We start from the raw sequence: 23,036 nt of genomic DNA on the forward strand, positions 1-23,036 counted from the left end.
GTGCATTCAAGAACAGCAATGGAACCCAGGGGGTCACTTCCTAAAGCACTACAAAATAAATGTGGTTTCAAACTGAGAAACTCAAGAGTTCAGGCTGAAAAGCGACCAGATTAAACCCTGATGATAGCTATGCGGCTTAAGCCTAGTTTTAAAGCGACCAGTCAAAAAACAACATTGAGAAGGTTTTTGACATGGTCGCAATGAGAAATACCAATCTACTGGTAGCGACAAATCCTTACTGTCCGAAACGCCAGTTGAACGGAAAGCCTGTCGGCTCGATGATGGTTTCTAGTTGTTGATACCAAACGTCGTAAGCATGACGCATTTCATCCAGGTACTGATATTGGTTGTAGATAGCATCCAGCCCTTTTTTGCTGTGGCCAATCATCAACTCGGCAACTTCTTGCGTCGTGATGGCAGACATTCGCGTTCGCATCGTTCTGCGAAGATCATGCATAGACCAGTGTTCCATCTCAATACCAAGCGATCTGCGAGCCCAGATTTTCACATTGTTAGGAATAGTGGTATCAAAGCCATTTGTGGCAAGCTCTTCTTGTCCGTTCGCGGGAAACAAGTAAGTTGATTTGCTCATCTGCATCGCCAGTTCAATCAGCTCAATAGCTGGCTTAATCAATGGCCGCATGATCGGCGCTCCAATTTTCTCACCTTGTTTGCGGATCTCTATGGGCACTGTCCACATTGCAGATTGCAAGTCAAAGTGATGCTTTTCAGCTTGAATGAGTTCGCCCTTGCGCCCTCCCAATAAGAGAAGCAGTTTTATGTAGATGCGATTCTTCTCAGTGATTTTTGACTCATGCAAATAGCGCCAAAGTATCCTGATTTCGTTGTCGTTTAGCACCCGAGTTCGTTTGCCTTTCTTACCGCCGACCTTTTTTGCAGTGATCCCAGCGGCGGCGTTAATTTCCAAAATCTGTTCATCTATCAGCCAGTCATAAAACTTATGCAGCACAGAAACTAGGCGTTCTGTGTTTGAAGGGGACGACTCCGAAACCTCACGAAGACAGTTACGCAATGATAATTCATTGATGTCAGTTAATGGGTACTTGCCAAGTCGGGGTAGCAAATATATTTCACTGCTGCGTTTTTGATAGTGCCACGTTTTCTCCTTTAGCCCTTGCTTACCGGCAGAGTCTATCCAGTCTCGAAAAATCGATTCGAAGCTTTGATTAGCAGAATACTTAGCCCGTTCCTGCTGTAGGTAGAGCTTGGGGTTTCGGCCTTGATCAAGTACTGCCCTTAACCTATCCAGCTCATTCCTGGCTTCAGCAAGCTTCATAAGGGGGTAAGTACCTATGTCTACCCGCTGTTGCTTGCCATCGAACCGATAACGAAACTGAAAAACAATTTTGCCCTTGGGCGATACCCGAGCACTTAGCCCATCTCGGTCGGCTTTTACTACGGTTTCTTTTGCTTCTTTATTTAACCTGGCATCGAGCCAGCTAACTGATAACGCCATGTTATAAGCCCAGCCCTAGTTTTGATTTTAATGATTGTTTACGTGTTTCTGCTTTGGGTTCTGGCGCTGTACTCATAGAAGTAACGTCACCATCTGGTGCAAGGCCATCCACCGGTACAGATGTCGTTAATAGATTGGGTTGGCTCATGTGAATTAACCCAAATGTGGCCAGCATCCTCAGACGCTCAGCACGTTCCCGTGGCGGCGTCTTTTCCAATTCTTTGAGTAGTTCAGGGTGGCTCCCTGGGGGAATGTTGACGACGACTCTCATGATCACGCCCCATAAAACCAGAAGCCTCGGACGTTCGCCAAAACAGACTGTTCCGGCACGATAATCTTGCTTCGTGAAAAAATCTCTTTGGCCGCTTCCTTATAAGCCAAGGCTCCCCCACCGGCGATCAAAACCAAGTCCGCATTGATGCTTTCGTCACGCATGGATTGGCGCATGGCTGTAAGAGCAACAGGCGCTACCTTTTTCATGGCAGCATTTAGATAAGGTGAAATATCGACTTTTTCTCCAAATAGCAGGACCTGTAAGTCGCCGGTTCTCATGGCTTTTTCAAGTCGATCCATACCTACTTTTGCACCGTGATCTTCTGAAATCAGCTTATCGATGGTTTCCAGTAGCACGGACATTGCCTGAAGACTGGTTCCTGATGAGCTGTAGCGAATTTCTCCGGCCTCAAGGGCAACCCAGTCAACAGAAAAAAAGCCGGGATCTATGACGACGACGCGACCTTCTTCAATCAAGCCCAAATCTCCACCTGTTTGAACCAGATCCATATAGGCACCGGCAGGCTGCGGCAGCACTTTGACGTCATGAACGGTGATGCTGCGCTTAGGCGTCACTTGATGGACACCTTTTAAACGCTTCACAAGATCAGATTTACGTTGTGGTTCATGAAACTGGGAAACCGGTAATCCAGTGACAACCAAATCGATGGATTCTGTTTCAGCCATTAACAAGGCGGCATGAAAAAGTGCCTTATAGGTTTTTGTGGTGGGATATTCCGGGTGAAGCTCTCGTTCCCAGCCTTGAAGGCGTCCAGCAGGAACACCAGCGGCCCAACGCTCATTATCGACTGACACATACAAACAAGTTTCATCATCGCCTCCACCGATACGCTCTGGCATACGATCCGCAGGACCGGCACCCGCAGGCAGAATAATGGTTTTCGGTTCACTGCCTGATTGGCCAATTGCCAGCTTCAGGTTTGAGTAACCGATATCTACGCCTAGTACAAACATACTTATCTCCTGTGCACTCAAAGTGCTCTAACGGTTTTCAATCAACCGCACTGGCCACGCTTGGGTATTTCCAAGTGCTCTGGCGGTTCACTCAAATGTCATTATCAGGATTCGGTGCACTGGCGGTGGGCAGAAAGGTGACAAATCCTTTCATCTATCTGCCTATTGCATTTTCGCAAAAGTATGAGAATAGGCTCTGTTTGGCGGCGGATGACCTAGTCAAAAAAATCGAGACGCCAAACGTCGTTTGCATTCTGGCCTGAACTCGCCAAACGGTTTGTATCTTCATGACGATACGTCTTTTTAGGCGTTTTTAAGTGAAATCGGGCTGTATCCCTTGTCAGGTATGGGATTGCGCGAGTTGATTTATATCGAGACGCCAAACAGTGATTGTTACGGCAGTTTTACGTTTGGCGTTTCGATCCAAAAGCCAAACGGATAGTGGTTTTGGCTTTTGGGGTTAATTGGATGGGGAAATTGGTTTGGTAGAAATCGTCAATGAACAATGGAAAGCAGAGGTATCAGATTTACTTCAGCAAGAAACAGACAGGCTAAAAGCGCTGGCACGAGCTGAAGTTGATGACTTTTGGGTTACCCATTACAAGGTTCGTGAGAATGCGCCCTTTAAAGATTGGGGGCTGCTTGGTGTCCGTATCAGAGACTTTAAGTATGGCTTTGGCATAGAGTGGTACATCAACAGCTTTCACGGTCAACGAGGCAAGCGCGTGGTCTTTAGCAAGGGACTGCGTATTTCAAAGACGAAGCTGAGATACGCATTTTTGGACTGCCAAGGTCTAGCCAAAGAATGGGAGTTAGCGCTGGCCATGGAGAAAGAAGAATTCTTCAGTAATATTCGACGCCAGGTTGATAAGCTCAACATGCTGCGTCGCAGAGTGAATGCCTATTGAGTTAACTGCGCTACTTCACTCGCGGCAACTGGTCCCAGCGTGTTGTGTAGGCGGGAGACAAATGCTCTCGCTTCATCGACCAATCTTTCTTCGTACCTTGTCCAGCAAAGAAAACCTTTCCGGCACCGCTTTGATTAATGGTGTCCAATACAGACATTAACTGTTGGCTATTGGAGCGGGTCGATACGTCATCGAATAGTCCTGGTTGAAACATGCCAGGATCGTAAAAGTCAGACAGCATGACGCCCGCTTTGGCATAACGAAAACCATCCTTCCATATCCGCTTGAGTAAGTGATTGGCCAGCTCGATAAAATCCCGCGTATCGCAACTGGGGATCAGCAACTCACCCGATGCGGAATTGCTGTATTGCGGCTCGTTGTCCTTAAAGGGGCTGGTTCGTATAAACACGGTCATCACTTTGGCTTGCTGCTGTTCTTTGCGTAGCTTCTCAGTGGCGCGGGTTGCGTATTCACATACGGCCTCACGTAACAATTCAAATTGCGTTACTTTTGCGCCAAATGAACGGCTACAGACGATTTGCTTCTTAGTTGGCGGGATCTCTTCAAGTTCAATGCACGACTCACCATTGAGCTCTCTGACGGTTCTCTCTAAAACCACCGAGAACTGGTCTCTGATAGCTCTAGGAGAGGCATTGGCTAGGTCTAAGGCTGTGGTGATACCCAACGCATTTAACCGCTTAGAAAGCCGTCTACCAACGCCCCAAACATCATCAACCGGAACTAATGCGAGCAATCGACGTTGCCGATCTGGATTGGTCAGGTCTACAACGCCCTGAGTGGCTGGATACTTTTTGGCGGCATGGTTTGCCAGTTTGGCGAGTGTTTTAGTTGGTGCAATGCCTACACAGACGGTGATCCCAATCCAGTGGCCTATGCGCTCTCGCACTTGTTGTCCGAACTCGACAAGAGATATGGCAGACTCAATACCGGTTAAGTCCAAAAACGCTTCGTCAATGGAGTAAACCTCTACTCGTGGTGCCATCTCCTCCAAAGTGCGCATCACTCGACTGCTTAAATCCGCATACAGCGCATAGTTAGACGAGAATGCCAAAATGCCATGGCGCTGCATTTCAGCTTTGATCTGAAAGACGGGTACGCCCATTTTAATACCGAGTAACTTAGCTTCACGTGACCGTGCAACCACGCAGCCGTCGTTATTGGAAAGCACCACAACCGGCGTATCTTTTAAATCAGGACGAAACAGCTTCTCACAACTGGCGTAAAAGTTGTTGCAGTCCACCAAGGCAAATACAGGCATGGGATAGTCACGACTTACGGCGCATGTTTCGCACCACATTGGTGACCACACCAAATATCTCCAACTCTGTTCCTTCAGGAATATGGATGGGCTCATACGCCGGGTTTCTTGGGATCAGCTTGACGCACGGCCTTAGTTGAAGCTCCTTTACCGTGAGTTCTCCATGGATTCCCGCGATGACAATGTCACCGTGTTCTGCATGGACAGAGCGATCAACTACCAGAATATCATCTGGGTGAATCCCGGCATCAATCATAGAATCACCTTCAACACGCACAAAGAACGTTGCAGCCGGTCGTTTGATGCAAAGCTCGTTAAGGTCGAGCGTTTGCTCAACATAATCCTGCGCTGGTGAGGGAAAACCAGCAGAAACACGTTCCATAAACAATGGAATACGAAGGCGCTTGGCTTTGATGAAGGCAAGTGCGCCGCTACGGCCTATCAGCGAGACACTCATGACGAACCTCGAAAAATCACAATTAATACTGTTTGTTTATACAGTATCTAATGCTATGCTGATTTCTACAAGTAAAATTGTAGGTAAAACTGTAGTTGTTCGAGTAAGACGCTGTGTTGTCGGTGATTTATTTTTTGTGATGAAAAACTAGATGTGGGGATAGCTCACCCTCGTCAAAGCCTGCAAGGCTTGGACAATACTGCTTCTGCCTACTGCTCTTGTTTCTGTTACTGATCCTGTTACTGCTACTGGTTAACACATGGGTCAAGTAACCGTCAAACAAGGCTTGTTGAACCCTTTGCAAAGGGTTTGAAAACAGTTGGTAAAATTCTGCTTCGTATTGAATTTACTGGCTTAAAGCGAAGTCAGGAGCATCATTAAAATGCTCAGTCGAACTCAGTTAAAGCCTTTTTCAACCGTTTGAAAAGGGGTTGGCTAAGCCATACGTAAAGGGTATCGGTAAGGGTTACCTAAACGGTTTAGCTAAGGCTTTCTGAAAGGCTTAGTCAAAGCCTTTCTACATAGGTTCACCCAGTAGAAAGATCAAAAAAACGCTGAGGTATCCAAGGTGCATTTTGTACAACCTGTGGCACAGTGAAATAACCCAAAGCGAACAATAGAATTGAAGAGGAACCATCAATGACAAGAGCCCCTGCGCCATTTCCGATAGAGCGCCTCGCGGATATCCCAGCAAGACCAGAAGATTTTAGATTGCTGGAGCGTATTCCATTAACCCGTGAGCCGCAGTCCTGGCCACTTGAACTTTCTCCTATGGTCGGTGATGAACAGCCAATGGTGCTGCTCGATACAGAGACAACCGGACTGTCTGCCGATGATGAGTCCATTATTGAGCTTGGTATGGTTAAGGTGCTTTACAGTCCCTCGGCTAAGCGGATTGTGTCGATTGTTGATGTGATCAGTTTGTATGAAGATCCCGGCAAGCCAATCCCCGAGCTGATTACAGAGTTAACCGGTATTACCGATGACATGGTGCGAGGCCAGCGCATTGATGATTCACTGGTAGCGAGTTGGTTATCCGATGATCCGCTGGTGGTTGCACACAATGCACAGTTTGATCGTCCTTTCTTTGAAAAGCGGTTTGCTGCATTAGGCCATCTATCTTGGGCCTGTTCAGCCAGTGGCATAGATTGGAAGGCGCTGGGTTTTGAAAGTCGAAAGCTTGAGTACCTGCTGCTTCGCTTAGGTTGGTTTTATGAAGGACACCGAGCCGCAACCGATTGTTTGGCGATGGCCTGGTTGTTCCATTTGTTGCCCGAGACCGTTGCAAACTTGTTGTCTGAAGCAGACAGGCGAACTGTGTTAGTTCGTGCGTTTGGTGCGCCGTTTGACGTAAAGGACTATTTAAAAGAACGTGGTTACCGTTGGCATGACGGCGTTAAAGGTGCCAACAAGCATTGGTGGCGCGAAATCAGCGAAGACGAGTTGCCGCAGGAACAAACTTACCTGGATGATTTGTATCATCGTGGCTCAGAACATGCCCACTATGACTACAAAGATGCCCGTAATCGATTTAAAGCTTTGTAGCTCTCTACAAGGTAAGCCTTGCATATTTGAAAACATCTGGAAAATGGAAAGTGAACTTACGTTATACCCAAACTACTTGGTGTTGCAGCTAGGCGGCAAGTGAGCGAATGCCCATGAGCATAGATCTTCTATGTGATTGGGGTGAGCGAATGCAGGTAACACCGCTGCGGCTGCAAGTAGGCAGGGTATATAACCAACAAGAGGAATCTTTCCATGTACCAAGACACCTACATTGAATACTGGGGCGAAATCTTCATCTCTGCCCGCATCATTGAATTTGGCATCACGTTCGAGCGCTTTCTTAAAGATCCATGGAAGCATTTGATGTCCTGTGGCCAAGAGTCTGCCCCAGACGCGATCGCTGAAGGGATGTTGCCATTGCTACCATCCCAGGCGGAAGTTGCTAGGCGCATTCGGGAAAGTGAGCAACGAGCCCAGATGTCTACAGAGTCGGACAAAGGGGTATCTCATCGTGGCAACATCGTGGTGCCATTGGTTCGGGTAGCGCATTGATAGCGGCTATCAGCAATGGCATGAAACAATGTCTTCACGCCCATACCTGAGCGGCAATTGCAATCTAGATCAAAAAGTTGCCGCTTAGCCTTCCCTACAAAATAATTTGTGATAGGATGATACCTAATAAAATTAATTAGGTTGAAGCCTATTCAGTGTTTTATGGCTATCTGTCCAGCTTCAACCGGTAGAGATTGCTAAGTCATTGCGGATAAAGAGCAGCATTGAGTGACACTATTCAATGTGATTAAGCGATGTCTGACCGTACTTTATAAACAGAGTTTTAAGAATCTGGTTGAATTGGATAAACAAGACGCATGACAAATGATGGTCTGAAACAAACGGTAGTGGCGAAGCCAGATAGGCTTTCGCAGATCGCGCAGTTGCCACAAGCAACCAGGGATCGCATTGCCCATATCGATTTCACCTTGTTGTTTAAGGGAGAAGCGGTACGGGCAGACTTAGTAGATCGGTTCAGCATTGCCGCCGCACAAGCAACGAAAGACTTCACCATGTACCGAGAGCTTGCACCAGGCAACATTGAGTATGACCAAAAGCTCAAGTTGCATAAGCGCGGTGAAGCTTTTGAGCCCTTGTTCGACTATGACGTTGTGAGAACGCTGGCGACGATTAGCCAAGGGTACGGAGATGGCTTCACTGGCAAGGTAAAACCACCACTGGCTTGTGAAGCGCCTTATCACCTTAACAAGCCGAGTTTATCGATAGTAGCGAAAGTCACCGAGGCCATTCACAAAGGCAAAGCCTTGCGTATCACCTATGTGTCGTTATCGAGCGGTGAAACCACGCGTGAAATTGTGCCGCATACGCTGGTGGACAATGGCCTGCGTTGGCATGTTCGTGGTTTTGACCGCAAGCATGGTGAGTTCCGTGACTTTGTACTGACCCGAATTAAAGCAGCGGCTGTGCTTGAAGATTCCACTTTGTCTGAAACGGAACTCGAAACCCAAGACCGGCAATGGAATCGCTTTGTAGAACTAGAGTTAGTGCCGCACCCACGCATAGAGCACAGCGAAGCGATAGAGCTGGACTATGGCATGACGGGTGGCGTTCTAAAGGTTGAGATTAGGGCTGCAACCGCTGGGTATTTGCTTCGCCAATGGCATGTGGATTGTTCCAAAGCACACAGCCTTCAAGGCACTGAATACCAACTTTGGTTAAAGAATACTCCGACACTCTACGGGGTCGGAAATTTGAATTTAGCTCCAGGGTTTAACGAATGATGTTCGACGACAGTGAATATTGCATAACCCATAAACGAATTATGACGAATTAAAAGCAGGAATTAACAAATGACAAGTTTACAACAACGTGCCGAACTTCAACGCCAAATATGGGCGATTGCCAACGATGTAAGAGGCTCAGTGGATGGTTGGGATTTTAAACAATATGTACTGGGTACGCTGTTCTACCGTTTTATCAGTGAAAACTTTGTCAACTACATCACAGGCGGCGATGAGAGCGTTAATTATGCTGCCATGTCTGACGATGATGAAAACATCAAGTTTGCTAAAGAAGATGCCATTAAAACCAAAGGCTATTTTCTTTACCCTAGCCAGTTGTTTAGCAATGTAGCGGCTAATGCACACAAAAACGAAAATTTAAATACGGATTTGGCAGCAATTTTTGCTGCAATAGAAAACTCAGCCAATGGCTATGATTCAGAAAAAGACATCAAGGGCTTGTTTGCGGATTTTGATACCACCAGTAATCGTCTGGGTAATACGGTAGAGGCAAAAAACAAACGCCTGTCAGCCGTGTTAAAAGGCGTGGCAGGTTTAACCTTCGGTAATTTTGAAGACAACCAAATTGATTTATTTGGTGATGCCTATGAGTTCCTGATTTCAAACTATGCCGCCAATGCGGGTAAATCCGGTGGCGAATTTTTCACCCCCCAGCACGTTTCAAAATTGATCGCGCAGCTGGCCATGCACGGCCAAACCAGTGTGAATAAAATCTATGACCCTGCGGCGGGTTCGGGCTCGTTGCTGTTACAAGCTAAAAAGCACTTTGATGCGCATATCATTGAAGATGGTTTTTTTGGTCAAGAGCTCAACCACACTACCTACAACTTGGCGCGTATGAATATGTTTTTGCACAACATTAACTACGACAAGTTTAATATACAGTTGGGTGATACCTTAACCGAACCACACTTTTTAGATGACAAACCGTTTGATGCCATTGTCTCTAACCCCCCTTATTCGGTGAAATGGATTGGTAGCGACGACCCAACCCTAATCAACGATGACCGCTTTGCGCCCGCTGGCGTATTGGCACCCAAATCAAAAGCCGACTTTGCCTTTGTGCTGCATGCACTGAGTTACCTATCAAGCAAAGGTCGTGCAGCCATTGTTTGCTTCCCCGGTATTTTTTACCGTGGTGGTGCTGAGCAAAAAATTCGTCAATATCTGGTTGATAACAACTACGTTGAAACCGTGATTTCACTGGCACCAAACCTGTTCTTTGGCACCACCATTGCGGTGAATATTTTGGTGTTGTCGAAACACAAAACTGACACCACCACCCAGTTTATTGATGCCAGTGGCGAAGCTTATTTCAAAAAAGAAACCAACAACAACGTGCTGACTGAGCAGCACATTGAAGACATCATGAAAGTGTTTGCCAGCAAAGAGAACGTGGATCACTTTGCTAAATCGGTTGATTTGGACGTCATAGCAGGCAATAGCTACAACCTTTCGGTAAGCAGTTATGTGGAAGCGAAAGACAACCGCGAGCTAGTGAATATTACAGAGCTTAATGCCGAACTTAAAACCACCGTTGCTAAAATTGATGCGCTTCGCAGTGATATTGACGCCATTGTAGCGGAAATTGAAGGTGAGGAGGTTGAAGCATGAGTCACTTGAACTATTTAGAGAAGCTATTAGAAGGCGTGGGTACTGAATGGCAAGCTTTAGGTGATTTAGTAACATTACGCCGAGGGAGAGTTATGTCAAAAGGGTTCCTGTCTGAAAATACAGGAATATTCCCTGTTTATAGCTCTCAAACAGCAAATGATGGAATGATTGGCTCAATCGACACTTACGATTTTGATGGTGAATATATTAGTTGGACCACCGATGGCGCTAATGCGGGCACTATATTTTATCGTAAAGGGAAATTTTCAATTACAAATGTTTGTGGTCTCATGAAGATCATAGATGAAAACCTTTTAAACTATAAGTACTTGTATTATTGGTTGACAACTGAAGCTAAAAAGTACGTTTACTCAGGTATGGGTAATCCGAAGCTAATGAGTCATCAGGTTGAAAAAATTGCAGTCCCCATTCCATGCCCAGATAACCCAGAAAAATCGCTGGCAATACAAGCTGAAATTGTACGCATTCTGGATGCATTTACCGCCATGACCGCCGAGCTGACCGCCGAGCTTAACCTACGGAAAAAACAATACAACTACTACCGCGACCAGTTGCTAAGTTTTGACCTGTCTGCCGATCAGGCAGGAGAGGGTGAAGTTGAGTGGAAGACGTTGGGTGATGTTACTAAAAAATGGTATTCAGGTGGAACACCTAAGGCCGGCAATCCAGAATTTTACGAATACGGTGATATACCATGGCTTAGAACTCAGGAAGTAAAGTTTGCTGATATTTTCGACACAGATGTAAAAGTAACTCCAGCTGCTTTGCAAAACTCATCAGCCAAATGGATACCTGAAAATTGCGTGATAATTGCTATTTCTGGAGCAACTGCTGGTAGATCTGGAGTAAATAAGATTCCTCTAACAACTAATCAGCACTGTGGATGTTTGGAAATCGACGATAAAAAAGCTCTATACAGATACGTCTTTCATTGGGTTAGTTTCAATTATGAAAACATAAAAGCTCTAGGACAAGGTGCAAGAGGAGATCTAAATTCGACAATCATTAAGAACTTTAAGTTACCTGTTCCTTATGCAAATGATCCTGCGAAATCATTGGCCGAGCAGGCGCGAATTGTAGCGATATTGGATAAATTCGATACCTTAACAACTTCGCTGCAAGAAGGTCTCCCCCGCGAAATTGAGTTACGCCAAAAGCAATACGAGTATTATCGTGATCTGTTGTTGAGCTTCCCGAAATCTCATTCAGATGAGGCAGCTTAATGAGTAAAACGCTAACGGAAATAGCAGAGTTGTTGCAAGCGTCCGATAAAAAGGTGCAGTTGATCTATGCCTTTAATGGCACGGGTAAAACGCGTTTGTCGCGTGAATTTAAAGAGATCATCGCGCCAAAGGAAGATGGACTTGATGATCTTGATGGTGCAGAGCAAGCGCCACTGTCGCGTCATAAGATTTTGTATTACAACGCGTTTACGGAAGACCTGTTTTACTGGGATAACGATTTAGATGCTGATGCAGAGCCGAAGTTAAAAATCCAACCTAATACGTTTACCGATTGGATATTAAAAGTGCAAGGTCAAGAGCCTAATATCACCAGGTTGTTTCAGCGTTATAGCAACGAGAAGTTGACGCCTCATTTTAATGAAGACTTTACTCAAGTAACGTTTTCATTTGAGCGAGGTAATGCGGAAAGAGCACAGCATGTAAAAATATCTAAGGGCGAAGAAAGTAATTTTGTCTGGAGTATTTTTCATGGGCTTCTAGAGCAAGTTGTTAGGGTTATGAATAATCCTGATGAAGAGGATGATGAGAGCTTCAATCAGCTAGAATATGTGTTCATTGATGATCCCGTCAGCTCATTAGATGAAAACCATTTAATTGAACTTGCAGTTAATTTGGCGGAACTAATCAAGTTAAGCAAATCTGAGAAGCTTAAATTTATCATATCGACACATAATCCGCTATTTTACAATGTGTTACACAATGAGCTTAATTCGAAAATCTGTTACTTATTGCAACGATTTGAAGATGGGACTTTTGATCTAAAAGAAAAAAAAGGTGGCGCGAATACCAGTTTTTCATATCACTTGTATATCAAGCAATTGATTGAACAAGCTATCACTAAAAATGAAATACAGCGTTTTCACTTCAATTTGCTGCGCAACCTTTATGAGAAAGTCGCAGCATTTTTGGGGTACGCAGATTGGACAGCGTTATTACCCGAAAGCCGCGAGCTATACGCCAAACGAGTGATGCACTTTTATAGTCATCGTTCATTATCAAACGAAGAAGTTGCAGAACCTACCGAACCTGAGAAGCAGATTGTTAAGTTTCTACTTGAACATCTATTAAATAATTATGGTTTTAAACTGCAAGGAGCACAGAATGACTAATACAACAAAGCCGATTGCAGAATCAAATAATTTTATTGTCTTAGACAAATACACAAAGCAAACGCAGGTAAGTGAAAGCTACCAGAGCGAAGGTGATTTAGAACGTGAGCTGATTCAGGACCTAAGCAACCAAGGCTATGAGTATTTACCTACGCTAACGACGCCAGACGCCATGCTGGCGAATGTGCGCAAGCAGCTACAAGCCCTCAACAAGGTCCAGTTTAACGATGCCGAGTGGACTCGCTTTTGCGAGCAATACCTAAACACACCCAGCGACAATATTCTTGATAAAACCCGCAAGGTGCACAGTGACTATATCTTCGATTTTGTCTTTGATGATGGCCATATAGAAAATATATACCTGTTCGACAAGAAGACCATTGCTCGTAACAAAGTGCAGGTCATTAAGCAGTTTGAGCAAACGGGAAGTCATGCTAACCGTTATGATGTGACGATTTTGGTCAATGGTTTGCCTTTGGTGCAAATTGAACTGAAAAAGCGTGGTGTGGCTATCCGTGAGGCATTTAATCAAATTCATAGGTACAGCAAAGAGAGCTTTAATGCAGAGAACTCGTTGTACAAGTTCTTGCAGCTGTTTGTGATCTCTAATGGCACCGACACGCGCTATTTTGCCAACACGACCAAGCGCGACAAAAACAGCTTCGATTTTACGATGAACTGGGCGAAGTCAGACAATACGCTGATCAAGGATTTAAAAGACTTTACCGCCACTTTTTTCCAGAAAGAGACCTTACTTGAAGTGATCTTGCGTTACTCGGTATTTGATGTCAGCAATACCTTACTTGTAATGCGCCCCTACCAGATTGCGGCCACTGAGCGCATTTTATGGAAGATAAAGAGCGCGTTTAACGCTAAGAACTGGAGCAACACCGAGAGCGGTGGATACATTTGGCACACCACAGGCTCAGGAAAAACACTCACTAGCTTTAAAGCGGCACGTTTGGCCACCGATTTAGACTGTATAGATAAAGTCTTTTTTGTGGTGGACCGAAAAGACCTCGACTATCAGACGATGAAAGAGTATCAGCGCTTCTCACCTGATAGTGTGAACGGTTCAGACAGTACCGCAGGGCTTAAGAGTAATCTGGATAAAGACGATAACAAGATTGTTGTTACCACCATCCAAAAGCTCAACAACTTAATCAAAAGCGAAAGTGATTTAGCGATATACAACAAGCAAGTGGTTTTTATTTTTGATGAGTGTCATCGAAGCCAGTTCGGTGAAGCGCAGAAAAACCTGAAGAAGAAATTCAAAAAGTACTACCAGTTTGGCTTTACCGGTACGCCAATTTTCCCTGAAAACGCCTTGGGCGCAGAAACCACGGGCAGCGTGTTTGGCCAGCAGTTGCACACGTATGTGATCACTGATGCCATTCGTGATGAAAAAGTACTCAAGTTCAAAGTGGACTATAACGATGTTCGTCCGCAATTTAAGCGCATTGAGACTGAGCAGGATGATAAGAAGCTTAGTGCGGCGGAGAACAAGAAAGCATTCTTACATCCAATGCGCATTCGTGAAATCTCGCAGTATATTCTGAGTCATTTTAACCAGAAAACGCATCGAGCCTATTCTGGCGCTAAAGGGTTTAACGCCATGTTTGCGGTCAGTAGTGTTGATGCGGCTAAAGCCTACTATGAAACCTTTAAAACATTGCAGACCGAGGCTGAGAATGACCCTACGAGTAAGCCTTTACGCATTGCAACTATCTTCTCATTTGCAGCCAATGAAGAGCAGGACGCCATTGGTGATATTTTAGATGAGAGTTTTGAAGTAAGTGCCATGAACAGCAGCGCGAAAGAGTTTTTGAGCGCCGCGATTACGGATTACAACGCCATGTTTAAATCTAACTATGGCGTGGACAGTAATGGCTTTCAGAACTACTACCGTGACCTTGCCCAGCGCGTGAAGAATCAAGAGATAGATCTGCTCATAGTGGTCGGTATGTTTTTAACGGGCTTTGATGCGCCTACGCTTAACACCTTGTTTGTTGATAAGAATTTGCGCTATCACGGCTTGATGCAGGCATTTTCTCGCACTAATCGCATTTATGATGCAACGAAGACCTTTGGCAATATTGTTACCTTCCGGGACTTAGAGCAGGCAACCATTGATGCTATCACCTTGTTTGGTGACAAAAACACCAAAAACGTGGTGTTGGAGAAGAGCTACAAAGAATACATGGAAGGCTTTAACGATATTGCTACTGGCCAAGCGCGTCGAGGTTTTGTTGATATAGTAAAAGAGCTGCAAGAACGCTTTCCAAACCCAGAAAATATTGAAAAAGAACAAGATAAAAAAGAGTTTGCCAAGCTGTTTGGTGAATACCTAAAAGCAGAAAATATTTTACAAAACTACGATGAATTTGCTGGCTTGAAAGCACTGCAAAGCCTAGATACCAGTGATGAACAAGCTGTTGAAGAGTTCAAATCAAAGTACTATCTGGACGATGTTGACATCGAGGCAATGCAAACCATCGATATGCCGAGCGAACGTGCTATTCAAGATTATCGCTCTACCTATAACGATACCCGCGACTGGTTGCGACGCGATAAAGAAGGTCAGGACAAAGATAAGTCAACGGTAGACTGGGACGACGTGGTCTTTGAAATTGATTTGCTTAAATCCCAAGAAATAAACCTCGATTACATTCTTGAATTGATTTTTGATCACAATAAGAAGAACAAGAGCAAAGAAGGCTTGATTGAAGAAGTCCGCCGTATGATCCGCGGTAGCCTTGGCAATAGAGCGAAAGAAAGCTTGGTGGTTGATTTTATTAACCAGACAAACCTAGATGAGATCAATGACAAAGCCAGCATTATCGACGCTTTCTTCAAATTCGCCCAGGCGGAGCAGAAGCGCGAAGCCGATGCCATTATTGCCTCTGAAAAGCTCAATATCGATGCTGCCAAACGCTATATTGCGTCATCACTTAAACGTGAGTACGCCTCTGAAAATGGCACTGCACTTAATGAGGCGCTGCCCAAACTTAGCCCATTGAACCCACAGTACCGAACCCAGAAGCAAACGGTGTTTCAGAAAATTGCCGCTTTTGTTGAAAAATTCAAAGGTGTGGGTGGGCAGATATAAGTGTTATTACGTGCTGTTCAGGAACGAGGTCAAATAGCGCAAGTGTCTGAAATTTATTAATTTCTAGGCTGGTTATCTTTTACGTGGAAGGTGAATTAAAAAATGGAAAATGAAAACATAGTAAGGTTTTTGTCATCAGACATAAAAAGGAACACCGCGTCTTCGAAGAGAGAGCCAATCGAAATTGATCTTTCTAATGATGACTTAGATGACGAGCTGGCCACATTTTTTCGTTTTATCAATAAAGTTTTAGATACTGATAACTTAGTCATACTGGCTGGTTCAGGCACGTCTTTAACATTTAATAAGCTTTCTCAGCAGAACAAAGCGCCTATCGCTCCAAGTATGTGGCACCTTTGGGACTATTGTAAAAAAGCAGATGAGAATCTTTTTCAATTGGTTTTGAAGGCAACAAATTATGATGCTCTTCAAAAACATCGTGAAGAAAATGGAGATGCAAAGCCTGACATTGAACTATTATTGTCTCTTTGCGATTCCTCTTTAGCCGTTGGAAACCTTTCAAATCAAAGAAATAATCAAGTAAGTAAGTTCCTTGAGCAAGCCAAAAACATAATTTTAGCTAAAACTACCTTTACTGAATCGATCCCTGAATCAGACTGGGTTAGTCATGATAAATTTATGCGTGCAGTAGGTAGAAGGAGTGCTCAGCAACAACGACTTAAACTTTTCACGACTAATTATGACTTGGCTTTTGAGCACGCTGCATCAAATACTGGGTTTGTTGTTATTGATGGTTTTGAGTTTTCTAACCCCTCTTTTTTTAATCCTATGTGGTTCAAGTATGACATAGTGAACCGTGGGCACTCCAAGAGTAGTGAAGGCGCATACATATCCAATGTGGTTCAGCTATACAAGATGCATGGCTCTGTGGACTGGAGAAAATTTAACGGCAGAGTTAGAAAGCTAGGTGCTGATAGCAAAATTGGTGAACCTGTTTTTATCTATCCAAGCAGTAGCAAATATCAGACATCTTATGATTCTCCTTACTTAGATATGATGACTTCTTTTTTAGAAGTAGTTAAACAACCCAAAACGGCTGTATTGTGCCTAGGTTTTGGTTTTAATGATAAGCATATAAATAATGCGCTAACTATGGCGCTTAGGACTAACCCTGAGTTTATGCTGATGGTTGCAACGAAAGACCCATTCAGTGTAACGGGTTCATTTAATAATGAGATTAGAAATCTGCTAATGGCAGCTATTGACCATGGGGATGGCAGAATCGCGATAATGGATTCAACGTTTAAACAGTTTTCTAGTCTGCTACCTGAGCGAAGATCAACAACTCCCGAGGATGAACTTTTCAAAGCATTTGAGAAAATCACAGCGAGTATTAAATAAGGGAGACTATTCATGGAACGGAAAAACTGGTTTTCCCCGTACGATCCAACAAGACGGATTGGTAGCGTCATTAGCGTATCTGCAACCGAGCTTATCATTAACTTATCTAAAGCGGGATCTGGTGAGCCCAGTTGGTCATTCGGAAATCGAATAGCCGCTGGAGAAGTAAATGAATTTGTATTCATCGACATAGGTGAAACAGCGATACTTGGGCGCTTAGTGAAAGTGTGGATTGAGGGCGGAGAGAGATTAAGTGTTGACGGTTTGGCTGATAAACCATCCGAAAATCATCCAATTGGACTTGTTCAATTATTGGTGAGTTTGAACCCAGCTAATGGTCGTAACTACAAAGGAATTAAGCAGCATCCGAGATTAGGTAGCCAAATATATTCAGCTCACCCGTATCTGGTATCAATAATCGCTGAAGGTAAACAAGATGAGGAGCCTGGCCAAATCCATTTACCGTTAGCCTCACTTCCGCATGATGAATCCGTAACTGTTCACGTTACCCCAGAAAAATTATTTTCACGCCATTGCGCTATTTTAGGAGCAACAGGTGGCGGGAAAAGTTACTCGATGACAAACATCATCGAGCAAGTGATTAAGGCCGGAGGCAAAGCAATTATTATTGACCCTACGGGGGAATATGAGTCACTTGGCTGTGACAGTTACTATGTTGGGAATCATGCAAAAGCAACTCCATTTAATCAGTTAACTTTTCCACATTGGCAGTTTACAGACTCAGATATTAGAGCCTTTTTAAGGCCTTCAGCGCAAAGCCAAGCGCCTAAACTGGAGGCTGCTATCGAGAGTCAAAGGCTTGTTTCACACTATTATCAGAATAACTCTTTTGGATTGGGTATTACTTCAGAGTATTTGCTGAATAAGTCAGGACAGCTAAAAGCGACTTATAAATCTGCTCTCGTACAAATGAATAGCCATAATCAGGCTTCACCATGGTCATTTGCACTTACAGCAGAACAAATTGAGTGTGAGTGTGTATATCCAACAGCAAATTATGGGAAAGACCCCAGTAAGTGGGGAGATAGGTCTGAGGCTGACGTTGGTCATTGTCTCAATCTAATTTCTCGTATGAAAGCTTACGCTAGTAATACAAATTTAAAATGGATGATTGATGCTGCTGGTGAGCTAAAAACGTTGCCTGACTTGATTGATGAATTCTGCTCATCAAACCAAAATAACAACGTAATTAGACTGGATTTGTCGGCAGTTCCATTTGAAGCAAACTCAAGAGAAATACTTGTTAATGCCATTGGTAGAAAGTTGTTATCTGTAGCCAGGCAAGGTGCAATAAATCATGGTGCACCTCTATTAGTATTTATTGATGAAGCTCATCAATTTCTCAATAAGCGAATTGGTGAAGAAACGAACAGGTTTGAGTTGGATGCCTTTGGTAATATTGCTAAAGAAGGTAGAAAGTATGGTTTAAATACCATCATTGCTACTCAGCGCCCACGTGACATTCCTGAAGATGTTTTAAGTCAGATAGGTACACTTATTGTGCATAGGTTGACCAATCAGCTGGACCAAGAAATTGTAAAAAAGGCTGTTGGCGCTATTGATCAACGTTCAGCATCTTTTCTCCCTGTCTTGGGTCAAGGAGAAGCGTTGTTGTTAGGAGTCGATTTCCCATTTCCTATGACTGTGAAAATGAAACGTCCTGCAAATGCGCCAACTTCGAAAAGCGCTGGCTTTTCTAAAAGTTGGAAACCTTTGCAAAATTAGTTTCAATTAAGACAAAACTGCTTCGCCACTTCCTAGTCAAATAGATGCGGTTCTTTTACATCTAATTCACCGCCGGTGAGTTTATGAACCTCCACACTATCGTGTCGGAGGTTCACAATGTTCAAAAACCTATTTTTTCAAACCAAAGCACTACCAGAGCGGTCATATCAACTCGATGCAGAAATCCCACGCTACCCGCCATTCCTGAAGGGGTTGCCAGCTGCATCACCTGAAGATTTGCAGTCCACACAAGACGAGCTAATTGCCAAACTACGCCAGGTACTTGGCTTTAATCAGCGTGATTTTCAAAGGCTAATCCAGCCCTGCATTGATCATCTGGCTGCTTATGTTCACTTGTTGCCAGCTTCTGAGCATCATCATCACAGTGGTGCGGGTGGTTTATTACGTCATTCGTTGGAAGTTGCTTTTTGGGCGGCACAAGCTGCTGAAGGGATCATCTTTGTTGCCAGTGGCACCCCGGTTGAGAAAAAAGAGCTAGAGCCAAGGTGGCGTGTTGCGGCGGCATTAGGCGGTTTGTTCCACGATATTGGTAAGCCCGTTTCAGACCTGTCTATCACAGACGAAGATGGACGCTATCAGTGGAACCCTTTTTTAGAAACCTTATCTCAGTGGACCACTAATAACAGCATTGAACGCTATTTCATTCGTTGGCGTGACGGACGGTGCAAGCGGCACGAGCAATTTTCAATTCTGGTTTTAAACCGGGTGATGACACCAGAGTTGCTCGCCTGGTTAACCCAGCCAGGCCCTGAGATTTTGCAAGCCATGCTGGAGGCAATTGGCAATACCGATCCCGAGCATGTCCTGTCTAAATTGGTTATTGAAGCTGACCAAACCAGTGTCCAGCGAGACCTGAAAGCTCAACGAATTTCCGTTGACGACAATGCCCTTGGTGTCCCAGTCGAACGCTATCTACTTGATGCCATGAGGCGATTGCTTGCCAGTTCGCAATGGCTGGTCAATCAGCGAGATGCCAGAGTCTGGGTACGAAAATCCAATCAATCAACCCATCTTTACTTGGTTTGGAAAAGCGCGGCTAAGGACATCATTGAGTTATTGGCCAAAGACAAGATACCTGGCATCCCAAGAGATGCCGATACCCTTGCGGACATCCTCATTGAGCGAGGATTGGCCACTAAATCCGCCTCAAATGAGCGATATGAAAGCCTTGCCCCTGAAGTGCTGATCAAAGACGACAAGCCAATCTGGTTAGGCATGCTGCATATAGTTGAGGCCGATTTATTGTTCAGCTCGAATGTACCAAGTGGTGTGACACTGTTTAGTAAACCTGAGTGGGAAGCAACACAGCAAACACAAGCAGAGCCACAGAGTCGTTCCTGTGAGCAGCCAGGCTTGTCTGAAGCGTCATCATCAATCGAACATAGCAGTTCGGCTGAGTCGCTATCGACAAAATCGTCCGAACAAGATGATGAACTTCGTCATGCCAGTGATGTTAGTAACCCCCAGGCAACTGAAAATGCTCCAGGTGATGAATGCGAAAAGCCTAACAATTCATATGATGGCGCTATCTCAAATAACGTAAACCAGCACGATACAGAAGCATTGAATCTCCCTGAATCTTTGGCGTGGCTCCCAGAGGCCAGCAGTGCGTTGGTTATGGTTGGTGAACAGATACTGATCCGCTATCCCGATGCCGTAAGACCTTGGTGTGCCCCCCGAAAACTGCTTGCTGAACTCAGTCGATTAGATTGGCTTGAACTAGATCCGGCAAACCCGACGCGTAAAGCCAGAACTGTGACTACAAATGATGGAGTTCAGGAGCAAGGATTACTGCTGAAAGTATCGATTTCTAAAGGGCTAACTGCACAGATTGACCTCTCCAAACAAGATGCAGAACCGGCGGCAGCAATTCAGAACGAAGAGGCTTCACAGCGTCCGAGTCGAACTGAGACAACCAGTCCCCAAGCAAAAGAGCTCGCCACAAGAGCGGAGCGTAAGCAAAAGCCGATTGCGCCCAATGCGAACTCAAGTACAGACCTCAAACACGCGCAGCGGCAACAGATGGTTAATTTTGTGAAAGATTTGCCCATCTTACTGACCGATGGCGATTACCCAGACGTGGATCATAGTGCCGATGGTATTCGCGTCACGATTCAAACCTTACGCCAAGTCGCCAATGAGCATGGCATTCCAGCCGGACAGCTGCTTCGGGGGATCTCGGCCAGTGACCAATGCCAGTTTGATGAGGGGGAAACGGTTCTGTTTACCGCTCACGCTGAACGTTAATCCATTTGAAATTAATCGGATTGCAAACGGTTATTTTGCGGAGCATGAATGAAAGAAAACGCATACGAGATGCCCTGGCGCACGAACTATGAAGCCATGGCAGCAGCAGGTTGGCTGGTTGGGGCAACTGGGGCAATTGCCGCAGAAATGCTGACTGAGCTACCACCTGAGCCATTTTGGTGGATGACAGGGATTTCCTCGGGCATGGCGTTGTATCGCCTGCCTGAGGCTTACCGTCTTTATAAGTTGCAGAAGGGGCTAAAAGGCAAACCTTTGGCTTTTATGGCGCTTTCGCATTTGCAAAAAGTGATGGCAAAACATCCTGATGAATTGTGGTTAGGGTATGGCTTTGAGTGGGACCAACGTCATGCCCAACGCGCTTATGAAATCCTAAAGCGGGATAAGCAAACCTTGCTTAACCAAGGTCACGGCAAACAAATGGGTTCGACCTGGATTCATGGTGTCGAGCCCAAAGAAGAAGATGTGTACCAGCCAGTTGGTCACACCGAGGGGCATACCTTAATTGTCGGAACGACCGGTGCGGGAAAAACCCGATGCTTTGATGCGATGATCACTCAGGCCATTTTGCGTAATGAAGCCGTGATTATTATTGACCCTAAGGGAGACAAGGAACTTAAGGATAATGCGCAGCGAGCCTGTATTGCCGCCGGTAGTCCTGAGCGCTTTGTGTATTTTCATCCGGGTTTTCCTGAGCATTCAGTACGTCTTAATCCCTTGAGGAACTTTAACCGGGGTACTGAAATTGCCAGCCGTATTGCGGCACTAATCCCATCTGAAACCGGTGCTGATCCATTTAAAGCCTTTGGCCAAATGGCACTGAATAACATCGTGCAAGGTTTGTTGCTTACTTCACAGCGTCCTGATCTGAAAACGCTGAGACGATTCTTGGAAGGTGGCCCAGAAGGCTTGGTAGTAAAAGCCGTCACAGCCTGGGGGGAGCAGGTGTATCCGAACTTTAGTGTGGAGATCAAGCGCTTTACCGAAAAGGCCAATACCTTGGCTAAACAAGCCATGGCGATGCTGCTTTTCTACTACGAACGCATTCAGCCCGTTGCCGCCAATACCGATTTGGAAGGCCTTTTGAGTATGTTTGAGCATGACAGAACCCACTATTCCAAGATGGTGGCCTCATTGATGCCGGTGCTCAATATGCTCACATCAAGTGAACTAGGCCCATTGCTATCACCGATTGCAAATGATGTAGATGACACCCGGTTAATTACGGATTCTGGCCGTATTATCAACAATGCCCAAGTGGCGTATATCGGCTTGGATTCATTGACTGACGCCATGGTTGGCAGCGCCATCGGTTCGTTGCTTTTATCCGATCTCACCGCCGTGGCCGGTGACCGCTATAACTATGGTGTTGATAATCGTCCCGTAAATATCTTCATCGATGAGGCGGCTGAAGTCGTCAACGATCCCTTCATTCAACTGCTCAACAAAGGCCGTGGCGCAAAAATGCGTTGTGTGATTGCTACTCAGACATTTGCTGACTTTGCAGCTCGTACAGGCAGTGAAGCTAAGGCTCGCCAGGTGTTAGGTAACATCAACAACTTGATAGCCCTTCGGGTGATGGACGCCGAAACGCAGCAGTACATTACCGACAATCTGCCTAAGACTCGGTTGCAGTACATCATGCAAACTCAAGGTATGTCGTCCAACTCGGACAGCCCCGCATTGTTTACCGGCAATCATGGCGAACGCTTGATGGAAGAAGAAGGCGATATGTTTCCACCGCAGTTATTAGGCCAGCTCCCAAACCTAGAATACATCGCCAAGCTTTCAGGTGGCCGCGTGATCAAAGGCCGCATTCCTATTTTAACCAGCTCTACACAGGCAGCATAAGGAGT

Annotated in this window: 17 protein-coding genes; 12 read left to right on the forward strand and 5 right to left on the reverse strand. The window is 45.1% G+C overall.

The genetic code is table 11. From position 1 onward, the window contains the following. Positions 1-235 precede the first annotated feature (235 nt). Genes CBE68_RS02555 through CBE68_RS02565 form a run of 3 tightly spaced genes read right to left on the reverse strand, consistent with a single transcriptional unit; the run spans position 236 to position 2,725 of the window. Positions 236-1,477: a tyrosine-type recombinase/integrase gene (locus CBE68_RS02555; RefSeq protein ID WP_025441390.1), complete on the reverse strand. Its 1,242-nt coding sequence runs from the start codon at positions 1,475-1,477 to the stop codon at positions 236-238. Position 1,478: 1 nt separating this feature from the next. Next, positions 1,479-1,748, reverse strand: coding sequence for a hypothetical protein (locus CBE68_RS02560; RefSeq protein WP_039995235.1), 270 nt, complete (start codon positions 1,746-1,748; stop codon positions 1,479-1,481). A gap of 2 nt (positions 1,749-1,750) precedes the next feature. Further along, a complete protein-coding gene (locus CBE68_RS02565) occupies positions 1,751-2,725 on the reverse strand; it encodes a ParM/StbA family protein (protein ID WP_008305551.1) in 975 nt (324 codons plus the stop codon). 482 nt (positions 2,726-3,207) lie between these two features. Here CBE68_RS02565 and mobI point away from each other — a divergent pair, with 482 nt between their 5' ends. Next, a complete protein-coding gene (gene mobI / locus CBE68_RS02570; RefSeq protein WP_443093999.1) occupies positions 3,208-3,633 on the forward strand; it encodes a conjugative transfer protein MobI(A/C) in 426 nt (141 codons plus the stop codon). Positions 3,634-3,643: 10 nt separating this feature from the next. On the opposite strand, the gene umuC is transcribed toward mobI, so the two are convergent. After that, positions 3,644-4,912, reverse strand: coding sequence for a translesion error-prone DNA polymerase V subunit UmuC (umuC, locus tag CBE68_RS02575; protein WP_087504509.1), 1,269 nt, complete (start codon positions 4,910-4,912; stop codon positions 3,644-3,646). A gap of 7 nt (positions 4,913-4,919) precedes the next feature. Then, positions 4,920-5,369: a translesion error-prone DNA polymerase V autoproteolytic subunit gene (umuD, locus tag CBE68_RS02580; RefSeq protein WP_087504510.1), complete on the reverse strand. Its 450-nt coding sequence runs from the start codon at positions 5,367-5,369 to the stop codon at positions 4,920-4,922. Between the two features lie 639 nt (positions 5,370-6,008). Between umuD and CBE68_RS02590 the strand changes: the two genes are divergently transcribed. The 11 genes from CBE68_RS02590 to traD all read left to right on the forward strand — a co-directional run bounded on the left by CBE68_RS02590 (position 6,009) and on the right by traD (position 23,031). Then, complete coding sequence (locus CBE68_RS02590; RefSeq protein WP_087504511.1) at positions 6,009-6,914, forward strand: 3'-5' exonuclease; 906 nt, start codon at positions 6,009-6,011, stop codon at positions 6,912-6,914. Between the two features lie 213 nt (positions 6,915-7,127). Further along, entirely contained in the window at positions 7,128-7,427 is a 300-nt protein-coding gene (locus CBE68_RS02595) for a hypothetical protein (RefSeq protein WP_087504512.1), read from the forward strand. 317 nt (positions 7,428-7,744) lie between these two features. Further along, the gene (locus CBE68_RS02600; RefSeq protein WP_087504513.1) at positions 7,745-8,668 is read left to right on the forward strand and encodes a WYL domain-containing protein; all 924 of its coding nucleotides are present in this window, start codon (positions 7,745-7,747) and stop codon (positions 8,666-8,668) included. 69 nt (positions 8,669-8,737) lie between these two features. Continuing rightward, positions 8,738-10,303, forward strand: coding sequence for a type I restriction-modification system subunit M (locus CBE68_RS02605; protein WP_087504514.1), 1,566 nt, complete (start codon positions 8,738-8,740; stop codon positions 10,301-10,303). After that, positions 10,300-11,547, forward strand: coding sequence for a restriction endonuclease subunit S (locus CBE68_RS02610; RefSeq protein ID WP_087504515.1), 1,248 nt, complete (start codon positions 10,300-10,302; stop codon positions 11,545-11,547). Before CBE68_RS02605 ends, CBE68_RS02610 begins: the two co-directional genes overlap by 4 nt. Beyond that, a complete protein-coding gene (locus tag CBE68_RS02615; RefSeq protein WP_087504516.1) occupies positions 11,547-12,677 on the forward strand; it encodes an AAA family ATPase in 1,131 nt (376 codons plus the stop codon). The genes CBE68_RS02610 and CBE68_RS02615 overlap by 1 nt, the downstream gene beginning before the upstream one ends. Then, entirely contained in the window at positions 12,670-15,786 is a 3,117-nt protein-coding gene (locus tag CBE68_RS02620) for an HsdR family type I site-specific deoxyribonuclease (RefSeq protein ID WP_087504517.1), read from the forward strand. Before CBE68_RS02615 ends, CBE68_RS02620 begins: the two co-directional genes overlap by 8 nt. A 102-nt stretch (positions 15,787-15,888) precedes the next feature. Beyond that, positions 15,889-17,148, forward strand: coding sequence for an SIR2 family protein (locus CBE68_RS02625; RefSeq protein WP_087504518.1), 1,260 nt, complete (start codon positions 15,889-15,891; stop codon positions 17,146-17,148). Between the two features lie 12 nt (positions 17,149-17,160). Beyond that, positions 17,161-18,894 (forward strand): ATP-binding protein, encoded by a 1,734-nt coding sequence (locus CBE68_RS02630; protein WP_087504519.1) that lies wholly within the window; start codon positions 17,161-17,163, stop codon positions 18,892-18,894. 117 nt (positions 18,895-19,011) lie between these two features. After that, positions 19,012-21,162: a MobH family relaxase gene (gene mobH, locus CBE68_RS02635; RefSeq protein WP_087504520.1), complete on the forward strand. Its 2,151-nt coding sequence runs from the start codon at positions 19,012-19,014 to the stop codon at positions 21,160-21,162. A gap of 48 nt (positions 21,163-21,210) precedes the next feature. Further along, positions 21,211-23,031: a conjugative transfer system coupling protein TraD gene (gene traD, locus CBE68_RS02640; RefSeq protein ID WP_087504521.1), complete on the forward strand. Its 1,821-nt coding sequence runs from the start codon at positions 21,211-21,213 to the stop codon at positions 23,029-23,031. Positions 23,032-23,036: the final 5 nt, after the last annotated feature.

This window comes from Neiella marina (genome assembly GCF_002165625.1).
Taxonomy (GTDB): domain Bacteria; phylum Pseudomonadota; class Gammaproteobacteria; order Enterobacterales; family Neiellaceae; genus Neiella; species Neiella marina.